Source organism: Candidatus Poriferisocius sp. (assembly GCF_965214065.1).
Lineage (GTDB): Bacteria > Actinomycetota > Acidimicrobiia > Acidimicrobiales > Bin134 > Poriferisocius.
In genome coordinates this window covers 111,102-128,279 of the sequence record NZ_CBDCAT010000028.1, presented here as the reverse complement: position 1 = coordinate 128,279, position 17,178 = coordinate 111,102, and the positions used below count along the sequence as shown (strand labels likewise).

The window sequence follows — 17,178 nt, the reverse complement described above, 5'->3', positions numbered from 1 at the left end:
TTTCCAACTCCGAAGCCGATTGTTCAAGAGGAATTCTTAGACGTTGAAGCGGAACTCCATCACGTCGCCGTCGGCTACCAGGTAGTCGCGGCCCTCTGTGCGCATCACGCCCAATTCCTTGGCCTTAGTCCAGCCCCCTGACTCCAGCAGCTCCTGCCAGCCGATTACTTCAGCTCGGATGAACCCCCGCTGGAAATCGGTGTGTATTCGGCCCGCAGCTTCGGGGGCGGTAGCTCCCTTGCGGAAGGTCCAGGCCCGGGTCTCCTTGTCGCCGGTGGTGAAGAAGGTCCGCAAGCCCAAAAGGTCGTAGGCCGCGTGGGTGAACCGGCCCAAGGCTCCCTTCCCCAGCCCCAAGCCCTCGAGTAGCTCGGACCGTTCCTCAGCGATGAGCTGGGCGGCCTCAGCCTCGAGCTGCACGCACACCGCCATGACCCCGGCCCGGCCATCTAGTTCGGCGGCCACCGGCTCGATCACCGAATCGGGGTCGCCAAGCTGGTCCTCGCCGATATTGACCACCGCCAACACCGGGCGGTTGGTGAGCAGGAAGCTCTCCCGCAGATCAGCCCGCTGCTCGGTCGACAGATCGCTGCGATACAGCGGAATGCCCTCGCCCAGCATCTCGGCGGCGGCTTCCAATGCGGCCACCTCCCCGACCAGCGACCGGTCTTGGACGGCAGACTTTCGCCTTTTGACCAGCCGGTTCTCCACCGACTCCAAGTCGGCCAAGGTCAGCTCGATCTCCAGTACCCGAAGGTGTTCCAAGGGATCGGTCGGACCGGGCACGTCGGAGTCGACGAAAGACCGGAGAATGAACACCACCGCATCCACCTCTCGGATTCCGGCCAAGAAGCGGTTGCCCAGCCCCTCGCCCCGACTGGCCCCCTCCACCAAGCCGCCGATGTCGGTGAATTGCACGCTGGCCGGCGTGACAGTGCGGGATTCGCTGAGGTTGGCAATGGTGTCGAGACGGGGATCGACCACTTTGGCCACGCCGACGTTGGAGCTAGTGGTGGCGAACGCGTAGGGGGCGGCCAGCACGTCCGACCCGATCAAGGCGTTGTAGAGAGAGGACTTGCCGGAATTGGGCAGCCCGACGAACCCGAAGCGCTCCACGGGTCGTTCACGCTAGCGGCAGCCGGTAGTCTTTCTAGAGACGCGGAGGTTCGAATGTCGAAGCGCACTCAAAAACGCAAGGCCCGAGCGCGGCGCAAGAAGGCCAACCACGGGCGTAAGCCCAATGCCGGACGAAACAGCTGAGTCCCACCCTCCTAATCCTTCTAACCCCGCGGGGATGCTGATCTACGACGGCGACTGCGGGTTCTGCACGGCGACCGCCCGTTGGGCCGAGCGCCGGCTGAGCGACAACTACCAGGTAGTCCCCTCCCAGCAGGCCGACTTGGATACCCTCGGCCTCACCGACGAAGACGTGGTCCGGTCGGCGTGGTGGATCGGCCCCGACGGCACCCGCTGGGACGAGCACCGCAGCATTGCCGGTGCGCTGCGTGCCATGAGCGGCCCGTGGCCCACCATTGGCCAGCTCTTGATGTTGGGGCCGATCAGTTGGCTAGCCCGCGCGATGTACCGCCTCGTGGCCAACAACCGCTACCGCATCCGCTGGCCGGGCGCCGCCAAGTGCAGTAGGCAGTAGACACCCGCCTCGCGCCAACCCTTAGACCGCGGCAACCTCTTCGACTTGGAAGTCCTCGTACTCCTCGCCGGTGTCTACCCAGTCTTCAAACTCAATTACGTGAATCTCTTCGAACCGCCGCCGCAGCCAACCGTCTCCGGCATCGAGCAAGCCCAGCTTCTTGCAGTTGGGCACGATCTTGGAGAACAGGATGTTCTGAAACGGCTTCTGGTCGGCCGGCAGTGAGAGGAAGTTCTCCACCATGGGCCGCACCGGCACGCCCATGCGCTCCCACACCTCCTGGGACAAGAACCGGTCGCGCATCCGCACCGCGGCCTCGAAAGCGAACTCCTGGCGCTCGCGCAGCTCCGCAGCAGTGAGATCGCTGTAGAACTCCTGGAGGCTGAGCACGCCAAAGGCCACATGGCGGGCCTCGTCGGCCATCACATAGCGGAGGAGCTTCTTGAGCAACGGCTCGGGGGTGAGCTGGTGCATGAAGCCGAACGCGGCCAAGGCCAAGCCCTCCACCATGATCTGCATGCCCAGGTAGGTCATGTCCCAGCGGCTGTCGTTGATGATGTCGTCGAGGAGCAATTTGAGGTGGACGTTTATGGGATATGAGTCGCCCAGCTTGGTGTCGAGATACTTGCCAAACACCTCCACGTGACGGGCCTCGTCCACCACTTGGGTGGCGGCGTAATACTTGGCATCGATCCACGGCACCGTCTCAACGATCTTGGCCGTGCACAGCAGCGCCCCCTGCTCGCCGTGGAGGAACTGGCTCATCCGCCACTTGAAGGTCTCCAGGGAGAACTCCCGCCACTCAGCCTCGCCCCAGTTGTCGGTGGGCAGGCGGCGATCGTTGTCGCGCTCGAACTCATCGCGGCTGGAAGACTCGGTGAAGATGTTGAACGCCTCGTAGGGATCAACCTCGATGGACCAGTCCAAATCGGTCTGGGCGTTCCATTGCGACGTCTTTGCCTTCTCGTAGAGACGCTCCAGTTGGGGCCGGGCGCCTTTGGCGTAATCCCAGGTGAACAGGGCGTCGCTGTTGTCTTGGACCGTATGGATCACCGAGGTGACATCGCTGTTGGTCCGAGAGATATCGATGATGGTGTCGATGTCGTCGACATCGCCGCGTCCGAGGATTTCCTCATCAGTGCGAGCAGTCAGCGCCATCTCTTCCTCCTCAGCCGCCCTTGGCTGATGCGGCCCTTTGAATGATATGGGGAATGATACTTCCGACAGGCCCGAATGAGGCCTCGGTCACTCCAGCGAATTGAGGCCCTCGATGACCACGCCGGCGGCCGCTCCCCCATCCACTGGCAAGTCGACACCGGTGATGTGGGACGACTCGTCAGATGCCAGGAACAGCGCCGCGGCCGCTATGCACTCCAACGGCACCTCGCCGGGGATGCCCCGATTGTCGGAGTAGGCCGCGGTCTGCTCCATAAACGACATCATCTGATCGAACCATTGGGCGTACATGGCCGGGTTGCCACCGGCGGGGCACACGTTGTTGACCCTGATTCCACTGCGGCCCAACTCCAGGGCGGAACAGCGCATCAGTCCCCCGAGGCCGAACTTGCTGGAGCCGTAGGCAGAGATCCCGTTCATGCCGATGAGTCCGTCAATGGAGCTGATATTGACGATCGAGCCGCCCCCGGCCGCCCGCATCGGCCCGACCACCGCCCGCATGCCCAAAAACGGTCCCACCAGGTTCACGTCCAGCACTTGGCGGTATTTTTCGGCCGAGGTGCGCTCGATGGGCCCCATATGGAGAACGGCGGCGTTGTTGACCAACACGTCCACCTGGTCCATGCCGCTCACCACCTCGTCCCAGTGGGCCTCGTTGGTCACGTCTAGCTTGACGATCCCATCCCCATCGGCAATGTCGGTGGCCACCACCACAGCTCCTTCATCCCGGAACATTTGAGCGATGACCGCTCCAGTGCCCCGAGCTGCTCCAGTGACGATGGCTGTCTTTCCTTCGAGTCTTGACATGGCCTCACCCTAGACACTTCGAGGCTTCTCGAACTCGCTGGATGACTCAGCGGATGTCGCAGCACTGGGCTAGCCTCTGAAGTCCTACCGACTGGCATCTGACGGAGGGGTTCCGATGCATAAGAAGTTCCTGCTACTGCTCGCTGTGCTGTTGTCATTGGCCTTGGTGGCCGCTGGCTGCGGCAACGACGACGACACCGACTCAGCGCCGGCGCCCACCGAGGCACCCGCGTCCGAACCAACCGAAGCGCCGGCGCCCACCGAAGCACCCGCGCCCGAACCAACCGAAGCGCCGGCGCCCACCGAAGCACCCGCGCCCATGGCTCCTTCCGGGGCCCTGATCACGCTGGATGAAGAATGCGCGGCGTGGGGTGGGATTCAAGCCCCCGACGGCTTCCGGGTGAACATGGTCACCGACATCGGCAAAGTCGACGACGGCACCTTCAACCAGTTCGCCTATGAGGGTATGACCGCCGCCGCCGAGTGCTTCGGCATCGAGGACACCAGCGTCATCGAGACCGCTTCGGAGGCCGACTACGACGCCAACCTGAGCACCTCCGCCAGCGAGAGCCCCGACGTGCTCATCACCGTGGGCTTCCTGCTCGGCACCGACACCATGGCCGCCGCCGAAGAGAACCCCGACATCAACTACATCGGCATCGACCAATGGCAGCCCGAGTATCCGGCCAACTATGTGGGCGTGTTGTTCAACGAGCATGAGGGCGGCTTCATCGCCGGCGCCCTAGCTGCCTCGTTGAGCGAATCAGGCGTGGTCGGCGTGGTCGGCGGACGCGAGGACGTGCCCCCAGTAGTGAAGTTCGTCAACGGCTATGAGGCCGGCGCCAAGTACGTCAATCCCGACATCCAGGTGCTGTCGGTGTACAACGAGAGCTTCACCGATCCGGCCAAGGGCGCATCCGACGCCCAGCAGTTCATCGGCGACGGCGCCGACGTGATCTTCGGCGCCGGTGGCCCCACCGGTTCTGGAGGCGTGAAGGCCGCGGCCGAGTCCGGTGCTTGGGGTATCGGCGTGGACCAGGACGAGTACTACACCACCTTCAACGGCGGGTCGGCCCCGGGATCTGAGTACCTCGCCAGCTCAGCCATCAAGCGGGTGGACCTGTCGGTGTTCCGCAACATTGCGGCCGCCATCGAGGGCACCTTTGCCGGCGGCGTGTTCGTGTTAACCGCCGAGAACCTGGGCATCACCTATGCGCCGTTCCACGACGCCGCAGTGAGCGCCGACGCCGCCGCCAGTGTGGAGCAAGTACGGGCTGGTCTAGCCGACGGCAGCATCACCACCGGGGTGTGCGGCATCGACGGCCTGTTCTTAGGCGAGGGCTCGGCCTGCGACTGAACGACAACATTCGATGAAAGGCGGCGGCTGAGCGGGAATCAGCCGCCGCCTTTTGCGTTCGGCCAGCCGCAAATGTCCTAGTCTGGACTGCGCATGGCTCAGGCAGGCAACGGCACAGCAGGGCCTGTGCTGGAAGTTGAGGGCATTACCAAGACCTTCCCCGGGGTAGTGGCCAACGACAACGTCAGCCTGACCCTCAACCAGGGCGAGATCCACTGCCTGTTGGGAGAGAACGGCGCGGGCAAGAGCACTCTGATGAACATGGTGTTCGGGCTTCATCGACCCGATAGCGGAACTATCCGGGTGAGGGGCGTGGAGGCGCATTTCGAGGATTCGGGCGAGGCCATCGCCCGAGGCATCGGGATGGTCCACCAGCACTTCCAGCTCATCCCGGTGTTCTCCGTGGCCGAGAACATCATCTTGGGCAACGAGATCACCAAGGGGGCATTCCTCGATCTCGATACGGCCCGCCGACAGGTTGACGCTCTGGCCGACCGCTATGGGCTGGCCGTGGACCCCGACGCCATAGTGGGCGACCTGTCGGTCGGCGAACAGCAGCGGGTGGAACTGGTGAAGGCCCTTTTCCGCGACGCCGACATCTTGATCCTCGACGAGCCCACCGCGGTTCTCACCCCCGGCGAGGTGGACGACTTCTTCGAGGTGGTGGAGAGCCTCACCGAACAGGGTAAGTCCATCATCTTCATTACTCACAAACTGCGCGAGGTGCTGGCCGTTGCCGACCGCATCACCGTGCTCCGGGCTGGCCAGGTGGTGGGGACGACCACAGCTGAAACGGCCACTCAGCAGTCACTGGCCAATCTGATGGTGGGTCGCGATGTGGTGTTCCGAGTGGAAAAGGCCGAGCCCAATCCCGGGAAATCTGTGATTCGGGTTGAGGATCTGCGGGTCACCGATGACCGGGGGGTGGAAACAGTCAGCGGCTTTGACGTGGAGGTGAGAGCCGGGGAGATATTCGGAATAGCCGGGGTAGAGGGCAACGGCCAGCGGGAGCTGGTGGAGACCATCTGCGGCATGCGCCCGGCCATCGGGGGGCGAGTGGAGATGCTTGGCCAAGACACCACTGGCTGGAGCCCCCGCAAGATCCATGAACTCGGTGTGGCCCACGTGCCCGAGAATCGCAGCAAGCACGGGGTGGTGGCCCAGTACTCCATCGCCGACAACCTGGTGTTGAATCGCTACAACCACCGAAAGTTCTCTCAGCGCGGGGTCCGAAACACCGCGGCCATCAACGCTGAAGCGAAGGAGTTGGTTGACCGGTTCGACGTCCGCACCCCGGGGGTGGAAGCAGCCATCGACACGCTGTCGGGCGGCAACCAGCAGAAGGTGATCGTGGCCCGGGAGCTGACCGGCGACCTTCGGGCCCTAGTGGTGGCCCAGCCCACCCGAGGGCTGGACGTGGGCTCCATCGAGTTCATCCACCGCAAGATCATCGAGCTGCGAGATCAGGGAGTGGCTGTGCTGCTGGTGTCGGCCGAGTTGGACGAGATTTTGTCGCTGTCCGACCGGATCGGAGTGCTCTATCGGGGCCGGCTGGCTGGAACAGTGGAGGCAACCGAAGCCACTCGAGAAGAACTGGGCCTGCTCATGGCCACCGGGGCGCAGTCGTGAACGGTGTGGGCAACGCCAACGCCGGTGTGGGCCGGGCGGCCAGCCAAGTCCACCGCTTCCTCAACGAGGTGTGGCGGCTCCAGCCGCTCTATGTGTCGCTCTACGCCATCTTGTTGTCGTTCGTGGTCGGCGGGGTGCTCATCTCCATCATCGGAGTGAACCCCTTCACTGCCTATTGGGCGCTACTGCGGGGCATGGTGGGGGGAGGCGATCAGATCGCGGGATCGGTGGCCCGATCAGTACCGTTCATCGGATCGGCTCTGGCCTTGGCTTTCGCCTTCCGGGCCGGTCTGTTCAACATCGGCGCCGAGGGGCAGCTGTTGGCTGGCGGGGTCACCGCGGCCTTTGTCGGGGCACTGTCGTGGATGTCTGATTTGCCCGGCATCGTGGCCATCCCGCTGATCCTCATCGCCGGGACCATGGGCGGCGCCATCTGGGGTGGGATACCGGGTGTGCTTCGGGCCAAGACCGGAGCCCATGAAGTGATCAGCACCATCATGCTTAATTCCCTGGTGCTATTCGGGGTCCGCTGGATGGTCAACTCCCGTGATCCGGTGGTGCTGCGGGACACCGACAGCACCGTTCCGCGCACCGATCCCATCTCCGAGACCGCGGTGCTTCCCGAGTTGGTGGACAGCCAGCCCACTCTTCACGTGGGGCTGTTCGCCCTTGTTGGGATTTGCTTCGTGGTGGCCTTCGTGTTGAATCGCACCACCTTCGGATTCGAGGTTGGCACCGTGGGGTTGAACCCCCACGCCTCCCACTACGCGGGGATCAACGTGAACCGGGTGATCGTGGCCTCCATGGCCGTGTCGGGGTCGTTTGCCGGTCTGGCCGCGGCCTCAGAAATCTCGGGCACCAACGGATTCTTCCAACCCGGCACATTTTTCCTGATGGGCTTTGACGGCATCGCCATTGCCTTGCTGGCCCGCACCAACCCGGTGGCCATTATCGCCGCCGCCCTGTTATGGGGTTCGATGCTGTCGGGGGCACCGCTGATGCAGCAGGAGGCCGACGTATCTATCGACGTTGTGCGGATCATCCAAGCAATGGTGTTGTTGTTCGTGGCCGCGGATGCCATCGTCCGCTACCTGTTCCGGGTGCGCGAGCTCGACCAAAGCCCGTTCAAGGCAACATCAATCGAGGGGGCGGTGTGACCACCGTCGAGAACGCCGCCGGAATCGCAGGAACCTCTGGTGGGGCTCGACTGGATCGCCAGTCGGTGACCGGGCTGGTGTTCGGGTTATTGGGAGTGGCCCTCATCGTTGGGGTGGCCCCGGCGATCAACAGTTCCAGTCGGCGATTCAACTTCGAACCACCGCCCGATCCAGCGGGAATCGGGTTCGACCCCCCAACGTGGGTGATTGCCATCGGCGTTTTGTTCCTGCTCACCGCCGCCCTGGGCTTCGCCCCACCTGCGGCGCGGCAGTGGGCCAGCCCGGCCCGGCTGCTGAGCGCTCTGGCCGTGATCCCGTTGATACTGGTGCTCAGCCTGGCCCTGTCCGACAACCCCAGCACCAACATCGTCAATCTCTTCAACGAGTCGCTGGTGCTGGCCACCCCGTTGGCGCTGGGATCGATGACCGGGCTGTGGTGCGAGCGCTCGGGCATCATCAACATCGGCATCGAAGGCACCATGTTGGCCGGCGCGGGCATTGGCTACATGACCTACGCCACCATCGGAGATGGCCAGTCCAGCGGATGGCTGTGGTTCTCGATCCTCATCTCCGTGCTGGCCGGCGGACTGGTGGCTGCCCTCCTCGCCGTGCTGTCCATTCGCTTTGGAGTGAACCAGATTGTGGGTGGAGTGGTGATCAACTTGTTTGCCCTGGGGCTGACCGGTTTCTTGCGCTCGGAGGTGATCGTCAAGAGCGGCATCACCACTGGGGTGGGCACTTCCGAGTTCGGCCTGCCGCTGCTGTCGAAGATCCCGGTGATCGGCGACCAGGTCTTCCGGGGCCAGCCCATCTACTGGCTGATGTATGTAGTGGTAATCGGGACCTGGGTGGTCATGTACCGCACCCCGTGGGGACTGCGGGTGCGCTCGTGCGGAGAGAACCCCCACGCGGCAGAGACGCTGGGAGTGAACGTGGTGCGGATTCGCTACCAGTCGGTGATCTTGGGCGGGTTGATTGCCGGCCTGGCCGGAGCCTGGTTCTCCATGGAGTCGCAGGCTCGTTTCGAGGACAACATAACCAACGCCGCCGGGTTCATCGCTTTGGCCGCACTGATCTTTGGCAAGTGGACCCCGTGGGGGGCATTCGGAGGGGCATTGCTGTTCGGGTTCTCCCGGGCACTGGGCACCCGCCTCCAGTTCTTGGGGGTGGAAGTGAGCGGATTCGAGATACCCAGCGAGTTCCTCCAGGCCCTTCCGTTTGTGGTCACATTGGTGGTGGTAGCCGGGGCGGTGGGACGGTCGATCCCACCGGCGGCTGCTGGCCAGCCCTTCCACCGAAGCAGATAGCCGGAAAGTGACCAGATGAACGCATCGCCGGACATCCCATGGAGCGAGCTGTGGGCCGCCGCCCGTCAAACCTCAGCGGGGGCGTATGCCCCGTACTCGAACCTGTCGGTGGGGGCGGCGGGGCTGACCGACGACGGCCGAGTGGTGTCGGGATGCAACGTGGAGAACGCCTCCTACGGGCTCACGCTGTGCGCCGAATGCGGCCTGGTGGGCGACCTCCACCGCACCGGAGGAGGACGCCTCGTGGCAGTGGCGGTGACCGACGGCGACGGAAATCCGCTCACCCCGTGCGGGCGTTGCCGCCAACTGCTCTATGAGGCGGGCGGGGCAAGCTGCCAGGTGAACGAGACCCACACCGTGGGCGACCTGCTGCCCGGCGCCTTCGGCCCCGACGACCTGCCGTGAACGCGGTGGATCTCATCGTCGCCAAGCGAGACGGCGATGAGCTGAGCGACGAGCAGATCATCTGGTTCATCGGCGGGGTCACCTCCGGGACCATCCCCGCCGAACAGGCCGCCGCGCTGCTCATGGCCATCGTGTGGCGCAGTCTGTCCGCTCGGGAGCTGGCCACCTGGACCGCGGCCATGATCGAAAGCGGCCAAAGGTTGGACCTGTCGAGCCTGGCCCGGCCCACGGTCGACAAGCACTCCACCGGCGGGGTGGGCGACAAAGTGTCGCTGGTGCTTTGCCCGCTGGTGGCCGCCTGCGGAGCGGCGGTTCCCCAGCTCTCGGGGCGGGGGTTAGGCCATACCGGGGGCACGCTCGACAAGATGGAGGCCATCGCGGGCTGGCGAGCCGAATTGAGCTACGACCAGTTCCTGGCCCAGCTTGGTGAGGTGGGCGCAGTGATAGCCGCGGCCACCGCCGATCTGGCCCCGGCCGACCGGGTGCTGTACGCCCTGCGGGACGTCACCGGGACGGTAGCGTCGATCCCTCTGATCGCCAGCTCCATCATGTCCAAGAAGATCGCCGAGGGCACCGCGGGGCTGGTGCTGGACGTGAAGTTCGGCTCGGGGGCGTTTCTGCCCGACCCGGCCATGGGCAAAGAACTGGCCCGAACCATGGTGGGGCTAGGCCACGCCCACGGGGTGGACGCCGTTGCGCTGCTCACCGACATGGACCAGCCTCTGGGTTTGGCCGCCGGCAACGCCCTGGAGGTGGCCGAGTCGGTCGAAGCGCTGGCCGGAGGCGGTCCCGCCGACTTGGTGGAGGTGACCCTGGCCTTGGCCCGAGAAATGGTGGACCTGGCTGGTCTGGACGCCGACCCAGCCGAGGTGTTGGCCTCGGGAAGGGCTATGGACGCTTGGCGGGCCATGGTGGCCGCCCAAGGCGGCGATCCCAGCGCTCCCCTGCCTGTCGCCTCGGAGGTGGATCAATGGACCGCACCGGCTAGCGGAATCATCAGCCGCATCGACGCACTGTCCGTCGGGGTGGCTGCTTGGCGGCTGGGCGCAGGCCGGGCCCGCAAGGAAGACGACGTGTCGGCGGTGGCCGGGGTCAAGCTGCGCCGCGTCCACGGCGACCGGGTGGCCACTGGCGAAGTGATAGCCGAACTCCACACCGACGACCCCTCTCGCCTGCCCGCCGCCCACGAGGCCCTTTCGTCGGCCCTGACCATCACCGACACCTCCCCCGAGCCTCGCCGCCTGATCGCCGACCGGGTTGCGTACGCTTAGAGAAGTGATACACCCGACAATCGAAGAAGTAAGGGCAGCTCCCAAGGTGTTGCTGCACGACCATCTGGACGGCGGCCTCCGCCCCCAGACCGTGGTCGAACTGGCTGCGGAAAACGATTACACCAACCTGCCCACCACCGATGCCGACGATCTGGCCCGCTGGATGGTGCGAGGGGCCAGCCGACTGGACCTCACCCTGTACTTGGAGACGTTCGCCCACACCGTGGGGGTAATGCAGACCCGCGACGCCTTAGAGCGGGTGGCGGCCGAGTGCGCCGAAGACCTGGACGACGACGGCGTGGTCTACGCCGAGGTCCGATTCGCCCCCGAGTTGCACACTGAAGCCGGGCTGAGCCTGGACGAGGTGGTGGAGGCGGTGGTGACCGGCTTCGAGGCGGGCAGCGCCAATCGGAGAATCCGCATCGGGACCCTGCTCACCGCCATGCGCACCGCAGCCCGCTCCCTGGAGATCGCCCAGCTTGCCGTCCGCCATCGCGACAACGGCGTGGTCGGCTTCGACATCGCCGGGGCCGAAGCCGGCAACCCTCCCACCCGCCACCTTGACGCCTTTCACCTGATCCAGCGGGAGAACTTCCACTTCACCATCCACGCCGGGGAGGCTTACGGCCCGCCATCCATCTGGGAGGCGGTGCAGTACTGCGGCACCGAGCGACTCGGCCACGGGGTCCGCATTGTGGACGACATCGAATTCGGCCCCAACGGCGCCCTTCATCTGGGCCGCCTTGCCGCCTTTGTGCGGGACCGGCGCATCCCGTTGGAACTATGCCCCACCTCCAACGTCCATACCGGGGCGGCGCCCTCCATTGCCGAGCACCCCATCAAGGTGCTGAGCGACCTGCGGTTCCGGATAACGGTCAACACCGACAACCGCCTGATGAGCGCCACTTCTATGACCCAAGAGGTGATGCAGTTGGTGGATGAGTTCGGATTCAACTGGTCTGACATCCAGTGGCTGACCATCAACGCCATGAAGAGCGCTTTCATCCCCTTCGATGAGCGGCTGGAGATCATCAACAAGATCATCAAGCCGGCCTACGGACCTCTCGCTCTATAGGGCCATGACCAGCATGATCGACCCAGCATGATCGACACTGTCGGGCTAGACGCAGACGACACCTTGTGGCACAACCAGTCGATCTTCGCCGACTACGAGGAGCGCATGGCCAACCTGGTGGCCCGCTATCTGCCCGATGTGGACTTCCACGAGCGGCTCATCGCACTGGAGCGCCACAACGTGGCCATCTTCGGCTACGGCATCAAGGGGTTAGTGCTGTCGATGATCGAGACCGCCATCGAGGCTACCGAGGGCCGCATCACCGCCGAGGAGATCCACGCCATCGTGGGCTGGGCCAAGGAGATGCACGCCCACCCAGTGGAGCTGCTAGACGGGGTGGCCGAGACCATCGAGAAGCTGGAGCACCGCTATCGGCTGGTGCTCATCACCAAGGGCGACCTGTGGAACCAGGAGACCAAGATCGCTGTTTCCGGGCTGGCCGACCATTTCGACGCAGTGGAGATCGTGGCCGAGAAAGACGAGGCCACCTATTCCCGGCTACTTGAGCGCCATCACATCGATGTGGACCGATTCGTGATGGTGGGCAACTCGGTGCGCTCCGACATCGAACCCGTGGTTTCCTTGGGCGGCCGGGGCGTCCACATCCCCTATCACCTCACCTGGGACCTCGAGCAGGCCACCATCTCCCCCCACAAGAGTTGGGTGGAGCTGTCTGACATCCGCCAACTCCCCCCCTGGCTGGCCGACCAATAGCGGTTTCAGTCCGGTCGGCCTCTGAGGCGGTCGGTGCTGGGGTCGAAGGTGGGGAGTTGGTGTTGGACGGCACCTTGGTGGGCGGCCAACTCGTGGTAGACGATCGCCTCCACTTCTTCCCAGGAGGTGGCTCGGGGAGACTCCAGATCACGGTTGTAGGGCTGGTCGAATACGATCACGGTTCGGCCCTCGGACCGCAGGGCCTCGATGTTGTGGGGGGCGTCTTCTATGTAGACATGGGCGTTTACCGCGGTCTTGCCGCCCACAAAGCACAGATCGCGGTAGGGGATCTTGGCCTTGTCGAGCCACTCGGCGGTGTCGCCTGCCGCGATGGCGTGGTCCCAGTTGGTGTACAGCCGGTGAGTGATGATGCGGATCCACACCCCGGCCTCCGATAACCGCCACAGCGCCTTGGAGACGCCGGGCATGGCCGGCATGTCAGCCAGCATCCGATGCTCTACCACTGCCTGGCGGTGGTACTTCTCGAAGTCCCCTTCCCCAAAACCCCACTCCTCGAAGCCCCAGCTGCACTCCAGGGTCAATGACTCCTCGGACACGCCCTTCTCCTGAGCCACGATCTTGCGGAAAGCCACGGTGTGCTGGGCGCACACCCCGTCGAGGTCGACGCCGAAGACGAAAGGCCCAGGGCTCATCTTCCCTTGGGGTGCCAGACGGTCTTGGTCTCGCAGAAGGCGTCGATGAGATATGGGCTCTGGGCTGCCTCATCGGCCCATTGACGCTCGGCAGCAGAGGCGCTCACCACCCGGGTAATGGTGGCGGCCGCCTGCCGGGCGGCGTCGGTGGCCCCCTCGGCATCGCAACCGGTGAGGTCCAGCGCATCCACGGCCACATGGCCAGCCAGCGGGGGGACCATCTCGCCGCGATGGCCGGTGAGAATGTTGACCACGCCGGAGGGCACGTCACTCAGCGCCAACGTCTCGGCCAAGGTGATGGCCACCAGCGGGCAGCGCTCGGAAGCCAATACCACCGCGGTATTGCCGGAAACGATCACCGGGGCCAGCCGCGACACCAACGGAAGAAGGGGGGGCTCGTCAGGGGCCACGATCCCCACCACGCCGGTGGGCTCGGGCACGCTGAGGTTGAAATAGGGACCAGCCACCGGGTTGGCCCCGCCCAGCACGGTGGCGAACTTGTCGGCCCAACCGGCGTACCACACCCAGCGGTCGATGGCGGCGGCGGTCTCTTTGGCCGCGGCCGCTTCGGATTGACCGTCGCCTGCCCTAAGCACCTCGGCGCAGAACTCGTCCCGGCGGGACTCCATCACCTCGGCCACCCGATACAGGATCTGACCTCGGTTGTAGGCGGTCCGACCGGCCCAGCCCTCTTGAGCCGAGCGGGCCGCCGACACTGCGTCGCGCACGTCTTTGCGGGACCCCTGGACGGCGTGGGCCAAAAGCTGTTCCCCGGCTCCGGTCACCGGATACGTCCGGCCCGACTCAGATCTCTCGAACGCCCCGCCGATGAACTGCTTGTAGGTCTTGTTGACCGACAGCCGACTGCTCATGTAACCAACTCCACGTAGGGCAAGAGACCGGACCGGCCGCCCTCGCGGCCGTAGCCGCTCTCCCGGTAGCCGCCGAACGGGCTGGCCGGGTCGAACCGGTTGAAGGTGTTGGCCCACACCACGCCGGCCTGCATCCGGTCGGCCATCCACAAGATTCGCGACCCCTTCTCGGTCCAGATGCCGGCCGACAACCCATATGGCGTGTTATTAGCCTTGGCCACCGCCTCCTCCGCGGTGCGGAAAGTGAGTACCGACAGCACCGGCCCGAAGATCTCCTCTCGGGCGATGCGGTGGGCAGTGGACACATTGGTGAACAGCGCCGGCGGGTGGAAGAAACCGCGGTCGGGGAGCACGCACTCCGGCGTGTAAAGTTCGGCGCCCTCGGCCACCCCGGAGGCCACCAGCTCGGTGATGCGGTCGAGCTGGACTTGGGAGTTGATGGCCCCGATGTCGGTGTTCTTGTCCAGCGGGTCGCCCACCCGCAAGGTGTCCATTCGCCGCTGAAGCTTGCCCACCACGGTTTCGGCCACCGTTTCTTGCACCAGCAGACGCGAGCCGGCGCAGCACACTTGACCGCCGTTGAAGTAGATGCCGTTGACGATGCCTTCCGTCACCTGGTCGAGGGCGGCATCGTCGAACACGATGTTGGCCGCCTTGCCCCCCAACTCCAGAGTGAGGCGCTTGCCGGTCCCGGCCACCTGGACACCGATAGCCCTACCCACCTCGGTGGACCCGGTGAAAGCCACCTTGTCCACGCCGGGGTGGGAGACCAGGGCGGCGCCGGTGGCGTCGTCGCCGGTGACGATGTTGACCACGCCAGGGGGCAGCTCCGCGTCGCGCAGCACCTCGGCCAGCAGCAATGCGGTCAGCGGGGTGGTGGGTGCCGGCTTGAGCACCGCGGTGTTGCCGCAGGCCAGCGCGGGGGCCAGCTTCCAGGCTGCCATCAGCAAAGGGAAGTTCCACGGGATGATCTGGGCGGCCACTCCCAGCGGCTGGGCTCGGCGACCGCTGAAGGCGTAATCGAGCTTGTCGGCCCACCCGGCATAGTGGAAGAAGTGGGCTGCGGCCAGGGGGATGTCTAAATCACGGGACTCCCGGATGGGCTTGCCCCCGTCCATGGTCTCCAAAACGGCGAACTCCCGGGCCCGCTCTTGCAGCAATCGGGCTACTCGATAGAGGTACTTGGCCCGCTCGGCACCGGGCAGATCGCGCCAGCCCCCCTCCGAGGCAGTCCGGGCCGAAACCACTGCCCGGTCCACATCGGCCGCGTCGGCCACACCAACCTCGGCCAGCGCCTCCCCGGTGGCTGGATTCACCGTGGAAGCCAACCGACCGGCGGCCGGCTCCACCATCTCACCCCCTATGAACAGGCCATATTGAGAGGCCAGGCGTACCGGAGCAACCGATTCGGGGGCAGGCGCGTACTCCAGACTGAAGCCACTAGCAGGCTCCACCTCTTGGCCCGGAGTTGAACGATCAGTCAACGCTGAAGTCCTCTCGCCGTTGGTAGCGGCCGTCGCCCAGCTTGGAGCGCTGCATGAGCACATCGTTGAGCAGGCTGGACGCCCCCAGCCGGAATCGATCAGGCGTCAGCCACTCCCCACCCAGCGTCTCGCCCACAATCACCAGATAGTGCCAGGCCTGCTTGGCCGTGCGAATGCCCCCGGCCAGCTTCAGCCCCACGGCTCTGCCCGTCTGCTCGGCCATATCCCGGATGGCCTCGGCCATGCACAGGGCGGTGGGCGGAGTGGCGGAGGTGCCGATCTTACCCGTCGAGGTCTTGATGAAGTCGGCTCCGGCCACCATGGCCAGCATGGACGCCCGCCTGATTTGGTCGTAGGAGCCCAGCTCACCGGTTTCCAAGATCACCTTTAGGTGGGCCGACCCGCAGGCTTGCTTGGCCGCGGCGATCTCGTCGTAGGCCTTCTGATACCGACCGGACAGAAACGCCGAGCGATTCAAAACGATGTCCACCTCATCGGCTCCGGCGGCCACCGCCCAGGCGATCTCCGCTAGGCGAACTTCCAAAGGGGCCAGCCCGGCGGGAAACCCCCCGGCCACACTGGCCACTGCCACCGGGCTATCGGCCAGTGCCTCGGCGGCTACCGGTACCAACTCGGGATAGACGCACACTGCAGCCACCGGGGGTACCGACCAGTCGAAAGCGTCGGGACGACTGGCGCGGGCACAAAGAGCCTGAACCCGCTCAGGGGTGTCTGCCCCCTCCAGGGTGGTGAGATCCATGACCCGGATGGCCAATTCCAGGGAGGCCGCCTTTGAAGAGGTCTTGATCGAACGGGTACACAACGAGGCGGCCCGCTGCTCAAGCCCCACCGCATCCACCGGCGCAATGCGCACCCCGCCCACCGCATCGGCAGGACCTGCCGGGTTCTCGATGGCGAGCAAATCAGTCACTGGCCCAAGGATAGGGCTGGACCACGACAACTGGACACCCCGTAGGACTTGCCTAAGGTGAGGCGATGGAGGTTTCGGTCGTCGATCACCCGCTGGTGCAGGCCCGCCTGACCGAGTTGCGCCGAGCCGACACCCCTTCTCCGGACTTCCGGCGGGCACTTAATAGCCTGAGCCTGATGCTGGTCTACGAAGCCTTGCGAGACCTTCCCCCTACATCTGTGGGAGTCGATACACCGCTGGCGCCGACCTCCGGGGTGCGCATCGACAATCCCCCGCTGCTTGTGCCGGTACTGCGGGCCGGACTGGGGATGCTGGACGCGGCCCGCAAGCTGTTGCCGGAGGCCGCGGTGGGATTTCTAGGGGCGCGCCGCAACGAAGAGACGTTTCAGCCCGAGCCCTATCTCAATACCGTGCCCGACGATCTCGGAGGTCAGTCGGTGCTGGTATTGGAGCCGATGCTGGCCACCGGCGGATCACTGGCCTATGTCTGCGGGCGGATTGCCGCAGCCGGGGCCGGGCAGATCACCGCAGTGTGCGTGCTGGCCGCCCCCGAAGGCGTGGCGGCGCTCGATGCCGCTGCCCCCGGCGTGCGCCTGTTCACCGCTGCGGTCGACGAAGGCCTCAACGAGCGGGCCTACATCGTGCCTGGACTAGGCGATGCGGGCGATCGCCAGTTCGGACAGCTCTGAAGA

At 65.1% G+C, this 17,178-nt stretch carries 17 protein-coding genes; 10 read left to right on the top strand and 7 right to left on the bottom strand.

All coding sequences use genetic code 11. The features are described from left to right. Positions 1-36: 36 nt before the first annotated feature. Entirely contained in the window at positions 37-1,113 is a 1,077-nt protein-coding gene (gene ychF / locus ACOOGG_RS11940) for a redox-regulated ATPase YchF (RefSeq protein ID WP_420435321.1), read from the bottom strand. A 178-nt stretch (positions 1,114-1,291) separates the two neighbouring features. Between ychF and ACOOGG_RS11935 the strand changes: the two genes are divergently transcribed. After that, positions 1,292-1,648: a thiol-disulfide oxidoreductase DCC family protein gene (locus ACOOGG_RS11935; protein WP_420435320.1), complete on the top strand. Its 357-nt coding sequence runs from the start codon at positions 1,292-1,294 to the stop codon at positions 1,646-1,648. A gap of 21 nt (positions 1,649-1,669) precedes the next feature. Here the strand turns inward: ACOOGG_RS11935 and ACOOGG_RS11930 are convergent, their stop codons facing one another. Both ACOOGG_RS11930 and ACOOGG_RS11925 read right to left on the bottom strand, forming a co-directional pair. After that, complete coding sequence (locus ACOOGG_RS11930) at positions 1,670-2,806, bottom strand: ferritin-like domain-containing protein (protein ID WP_420435319.1); 1,137 nt, start codon at positions 2,804-2,806, stop codon at positions 1,670-1,672. Positions 2,807-2,893: 87 nt separating this feature from the next. After that, on the bottom strand, positions 2,894-3,631 hold the full coding sequence (locus ACOOGG_RS11925) for an SDR family NAD(P)-dependent oxidoreductase (protein WP_420435318.1): 738 nt from the start codon (positions 3,629-3,631) through the stop codon (positions 2,894-2,896). 115 nt (positions 3,632-3,746) lie between these two features. Here ACOOGG_RS11925 and ACOOGG_RS11920 point away from each other — a divergent pair, with 115 nt between their 5' ends. The 8 genes from ACOOGG_RS11920 to ACOOGG_RS11885 all read left to right on the top strand — a co-directional run bounded on the left by ACOOGG_RS11920 (position 3,747) and on the right by ACOOGG_RS11885 (position 12,546). Next, complete coding sequence (locus ACOOGG_RS11920) at positions 3,747-4,988, top strand: BMP family ABC transporter substrate-binding protein (protein ID WP_420435317.1); 1,242 nt, start codon at positions 3,747-3,749, stop codon at positions 4,986-4,988. Positions 4,989-5,081: 93 nt separating this feature from the next. Next, a complete protein-coding gene (locus ACOOGG_RS11915) occupies positions 5,082-6,617 on the top strand; it encodes an ABC transporter ATP-binding protein (RefSeq protein WP_420435316.1) in 1,536 nt (511 codons plus the stop codon). Further along, on the top strand, positions 6,614-7,774 hold the full coding sequence (locus ACOOGG_RS11910; RefSeq protein ID WP_420435315.1) for an ABC transporter permease: 1,161 nt from the start codon (positions 6,614-6,616) through the stop codon (positions 7,772-7,774). The genes ACOOGG_RS11915 and ACOOGG_RS11910 overlap by 4 nt, the downstream gene beginning before the upstream one ends. Beyond that, positions 7,771-9,081, top strand: a complete 1,311-nt coding sequence (locus tag ACOOGG_RS11905) for an ABC transporter permease (protein ID WP_420435314.1) — start codon at positions 7,771-7,773, stop codon at positions 9,079-9,081. Before ACOOGG_RS11910 ends, ACOOGG_RS11905 begins: the two co-directional genes overlap by 4 nt. Before the next feature lie 15 nt (positions 9,082-9,096). Then, positions 9,097-9,486 (top strand): cytidine deaminase, encoded by a 390-nt coding sequence (locus tag ACOOGG_RS11900; RefSeq protein WP_420435313.1) that lies wholly within the window; start codon positions 9,097-9,099, stop codon positions 9,484-9,486. Then, a complete protein-coding gene (locus ACOOGG_RS11895; protein ID WP_420435312.1) occupies positions 9,483-10,757 on the top strand; it encodes a thymidine phosphorylase in 1,275 nt (424 codons plus the stop codon). The genes ACOOGG_RS11900 and ACOOGG_RS11895 overlap by 4 nt, the downstream gene beginning before the upstream one ends. 4 nt (positions 10,758-10,761) lie before the next feature. Continuing rightward, complete coding sequence (locus tag ACOOGG_RS11890; protein WP_420435311.1) at positions 10,762-11,832, top strand: adenosine deaminase; 1,071 nt, start codon at positions 10,762-10,764, stop codon at positions 11,830-11,832. A 27-nt stretch (positions 11,833-11,859) separates the two neighbouring features. Next, a complete protein-coding gene (locus tag ACOOGG_RS11885) occupies positions 11,860-12,546 on the top strand; it encodes an HAD family hydrolase (protein ID WP_420435310.1) in 687 nt (228 codons plus the stop codon). Positions 12,547-12,551: 5 nt separating this feature from the next. Here the strand turns inward: ACOOGG_RS11885 and ACOOGG_RS11880 are convergent, their stop codons facing one another. The 4 genes from ACOOGG_RS11880 to deoC are packed head-to-tail and all read right to left on the bottom strand — an operon-like array spanning position 12,552 to position 16,468. Next, positions 12,552-13,199, bottom strand: coding sequence for a 5' nucleotidase, NT5C type (locus tag ACOOGG_RS11880; RefSeq protein ID WP_420435309.1), 648 nt, complete (start codon positions 13,197-13,199; stop codon positions 12,552-12,554). Then, the gene (locus ACOOGG_RS11875) at positions 13,196-14,071 is read right to left on the bottom strand and encodes an aldehyde dehydrogenase family protein (protein WP_420435308.1); all 876 of its coding nucleotides are present in this window, start codon (positions 14,069-14,071) and stop codon (positions 13,196-13,198) included. Before ACOOGG_RS11875 ends, ACOOGG_RS11880 begins: the two co-directional genes overlap by 4 nt. Beyond that, complete coding sequence (locus ACOOGG_RS11870; protein WP_420437601.1) at positions 14,068-15,501, bottom strand: aldehyde dehydrogenase family protein; 1,434 nt, start codon at positions 15,499-15,501, stop codon at positions 14,068-14,070. The genes ACOOGG_RS11875 and ACOOGG_RS11870 overlap by 4 nt, the downstream gene beginning before the upstream one ends. A gap of 46 nt (positions 15,502-15,547) precedes the next feature. Then, on the bottom strand, positions 15,548-16,468 hold the full coding sequence (gene deoC / locus ACOOGG_RS11865) for a deoxyribose-phosphate aldolase (RefSeq protein ID WP_420437599.1): 921 nt from the start codon (positions 16,466-16,468) through the stop codon (positions 15,548-15,550). Positions 16,469-16,551: 83 nt separating this feature from the next. On the opposite strand from deoC, the gene upp reads away from it, so the two are divergent. Then, positions 16,552-17,175, top strand: a complete 624-nt coding sequence (gene upp, locus ACOOGG_RS11860) for a uracil phosphoribosyltransferase (RefSeq protein ID WP_420435307.1) — start codon at positions 16,552-16,554, stop codon at positions 17,173-17,175. Positions 17,176-17,178 lie beyond the last annotated feature (3 nt).

What these genes read in the sequence shown, in the direction of transcription:
- ACOOGG_RS11935 (WP_420435320.1), top strand. Translation starts at nt 1,292, where the DNA reads ATGCTGATCTACGACGGCGACTGCGGGTTCTGCACGGCGACCGCCCGT.
- ACOOGG_RS11930 (WP_420435319.1), bottom strand. Translation starts at nt 2,806, where the DNA reads ATGGCGCTGACTGCTCGCACTGATGAGGAAATCCTCGGACGCGGCGAT.
- ACOOGG_RS11925 (WP_420435318.1), bottom strand. Translation starts at nt 3,631, where the DNA reads ATGTCAAGACTCGAAGGAAAGACAGCCATCGTCACTGGAGCAGCTCGG.
- ACOOGG_RS11920 (WP_420435317.1), top strand. Translation starts at nt 3,747, where the DNA reads ATGCATAAGAAGTTCCTGCTACTGCTCGCTGTGCTGTTGTCATTGGCC.
- ACOOGG_RS11915 (WP_420435316.1), top strand. Translation starts at nt 5,082, where the DNA reads ATGGCTCAGGCAGGCAACGGCACAGCAGGGCCTGTGCTGGAAGTTGAG.
- ACOOGG_RS11900 (WP_420435313.1), top strand. Translation starts at nt 9,097, where the DNA reads ATGAACGCATCGCCGGACATCCCATGGAGCGAGCTGTGGGCCGCCGCC.
- ACOOGG_RS11885 (WP_420435310.1), top strand. Translation starts at nt 11,860, where the DNA reads ATGATCGACACTGTCGGGCTAGACGCAGACGACACCTTGTGGCACAAC.
- ACOOGG_RS11880 (WP_420435309.1), bottom strand. Translation starts at nt 13,199, where the DNA reads ATGAGCCCTGGGCCTTTCGTCTTCGGCGTCGACCTCGACGGGGTGTGC.
- ACOOGG_RS11875 (WP_420435308.1), bottom strand. Translation starts at nt 14,071, where the DNA reads ATGAGCAGTCGGCTGTCGGTCAACAAGACCTACAAGCAGTTCATCGGC.
- upp (WP_420435307.1), top strand. Translation starts at nt 16,552, where the DNA reads ATGGAGGTTTCGGTCGTCGATCACCCGCTGGTGCAGGCCCGCCTGACC.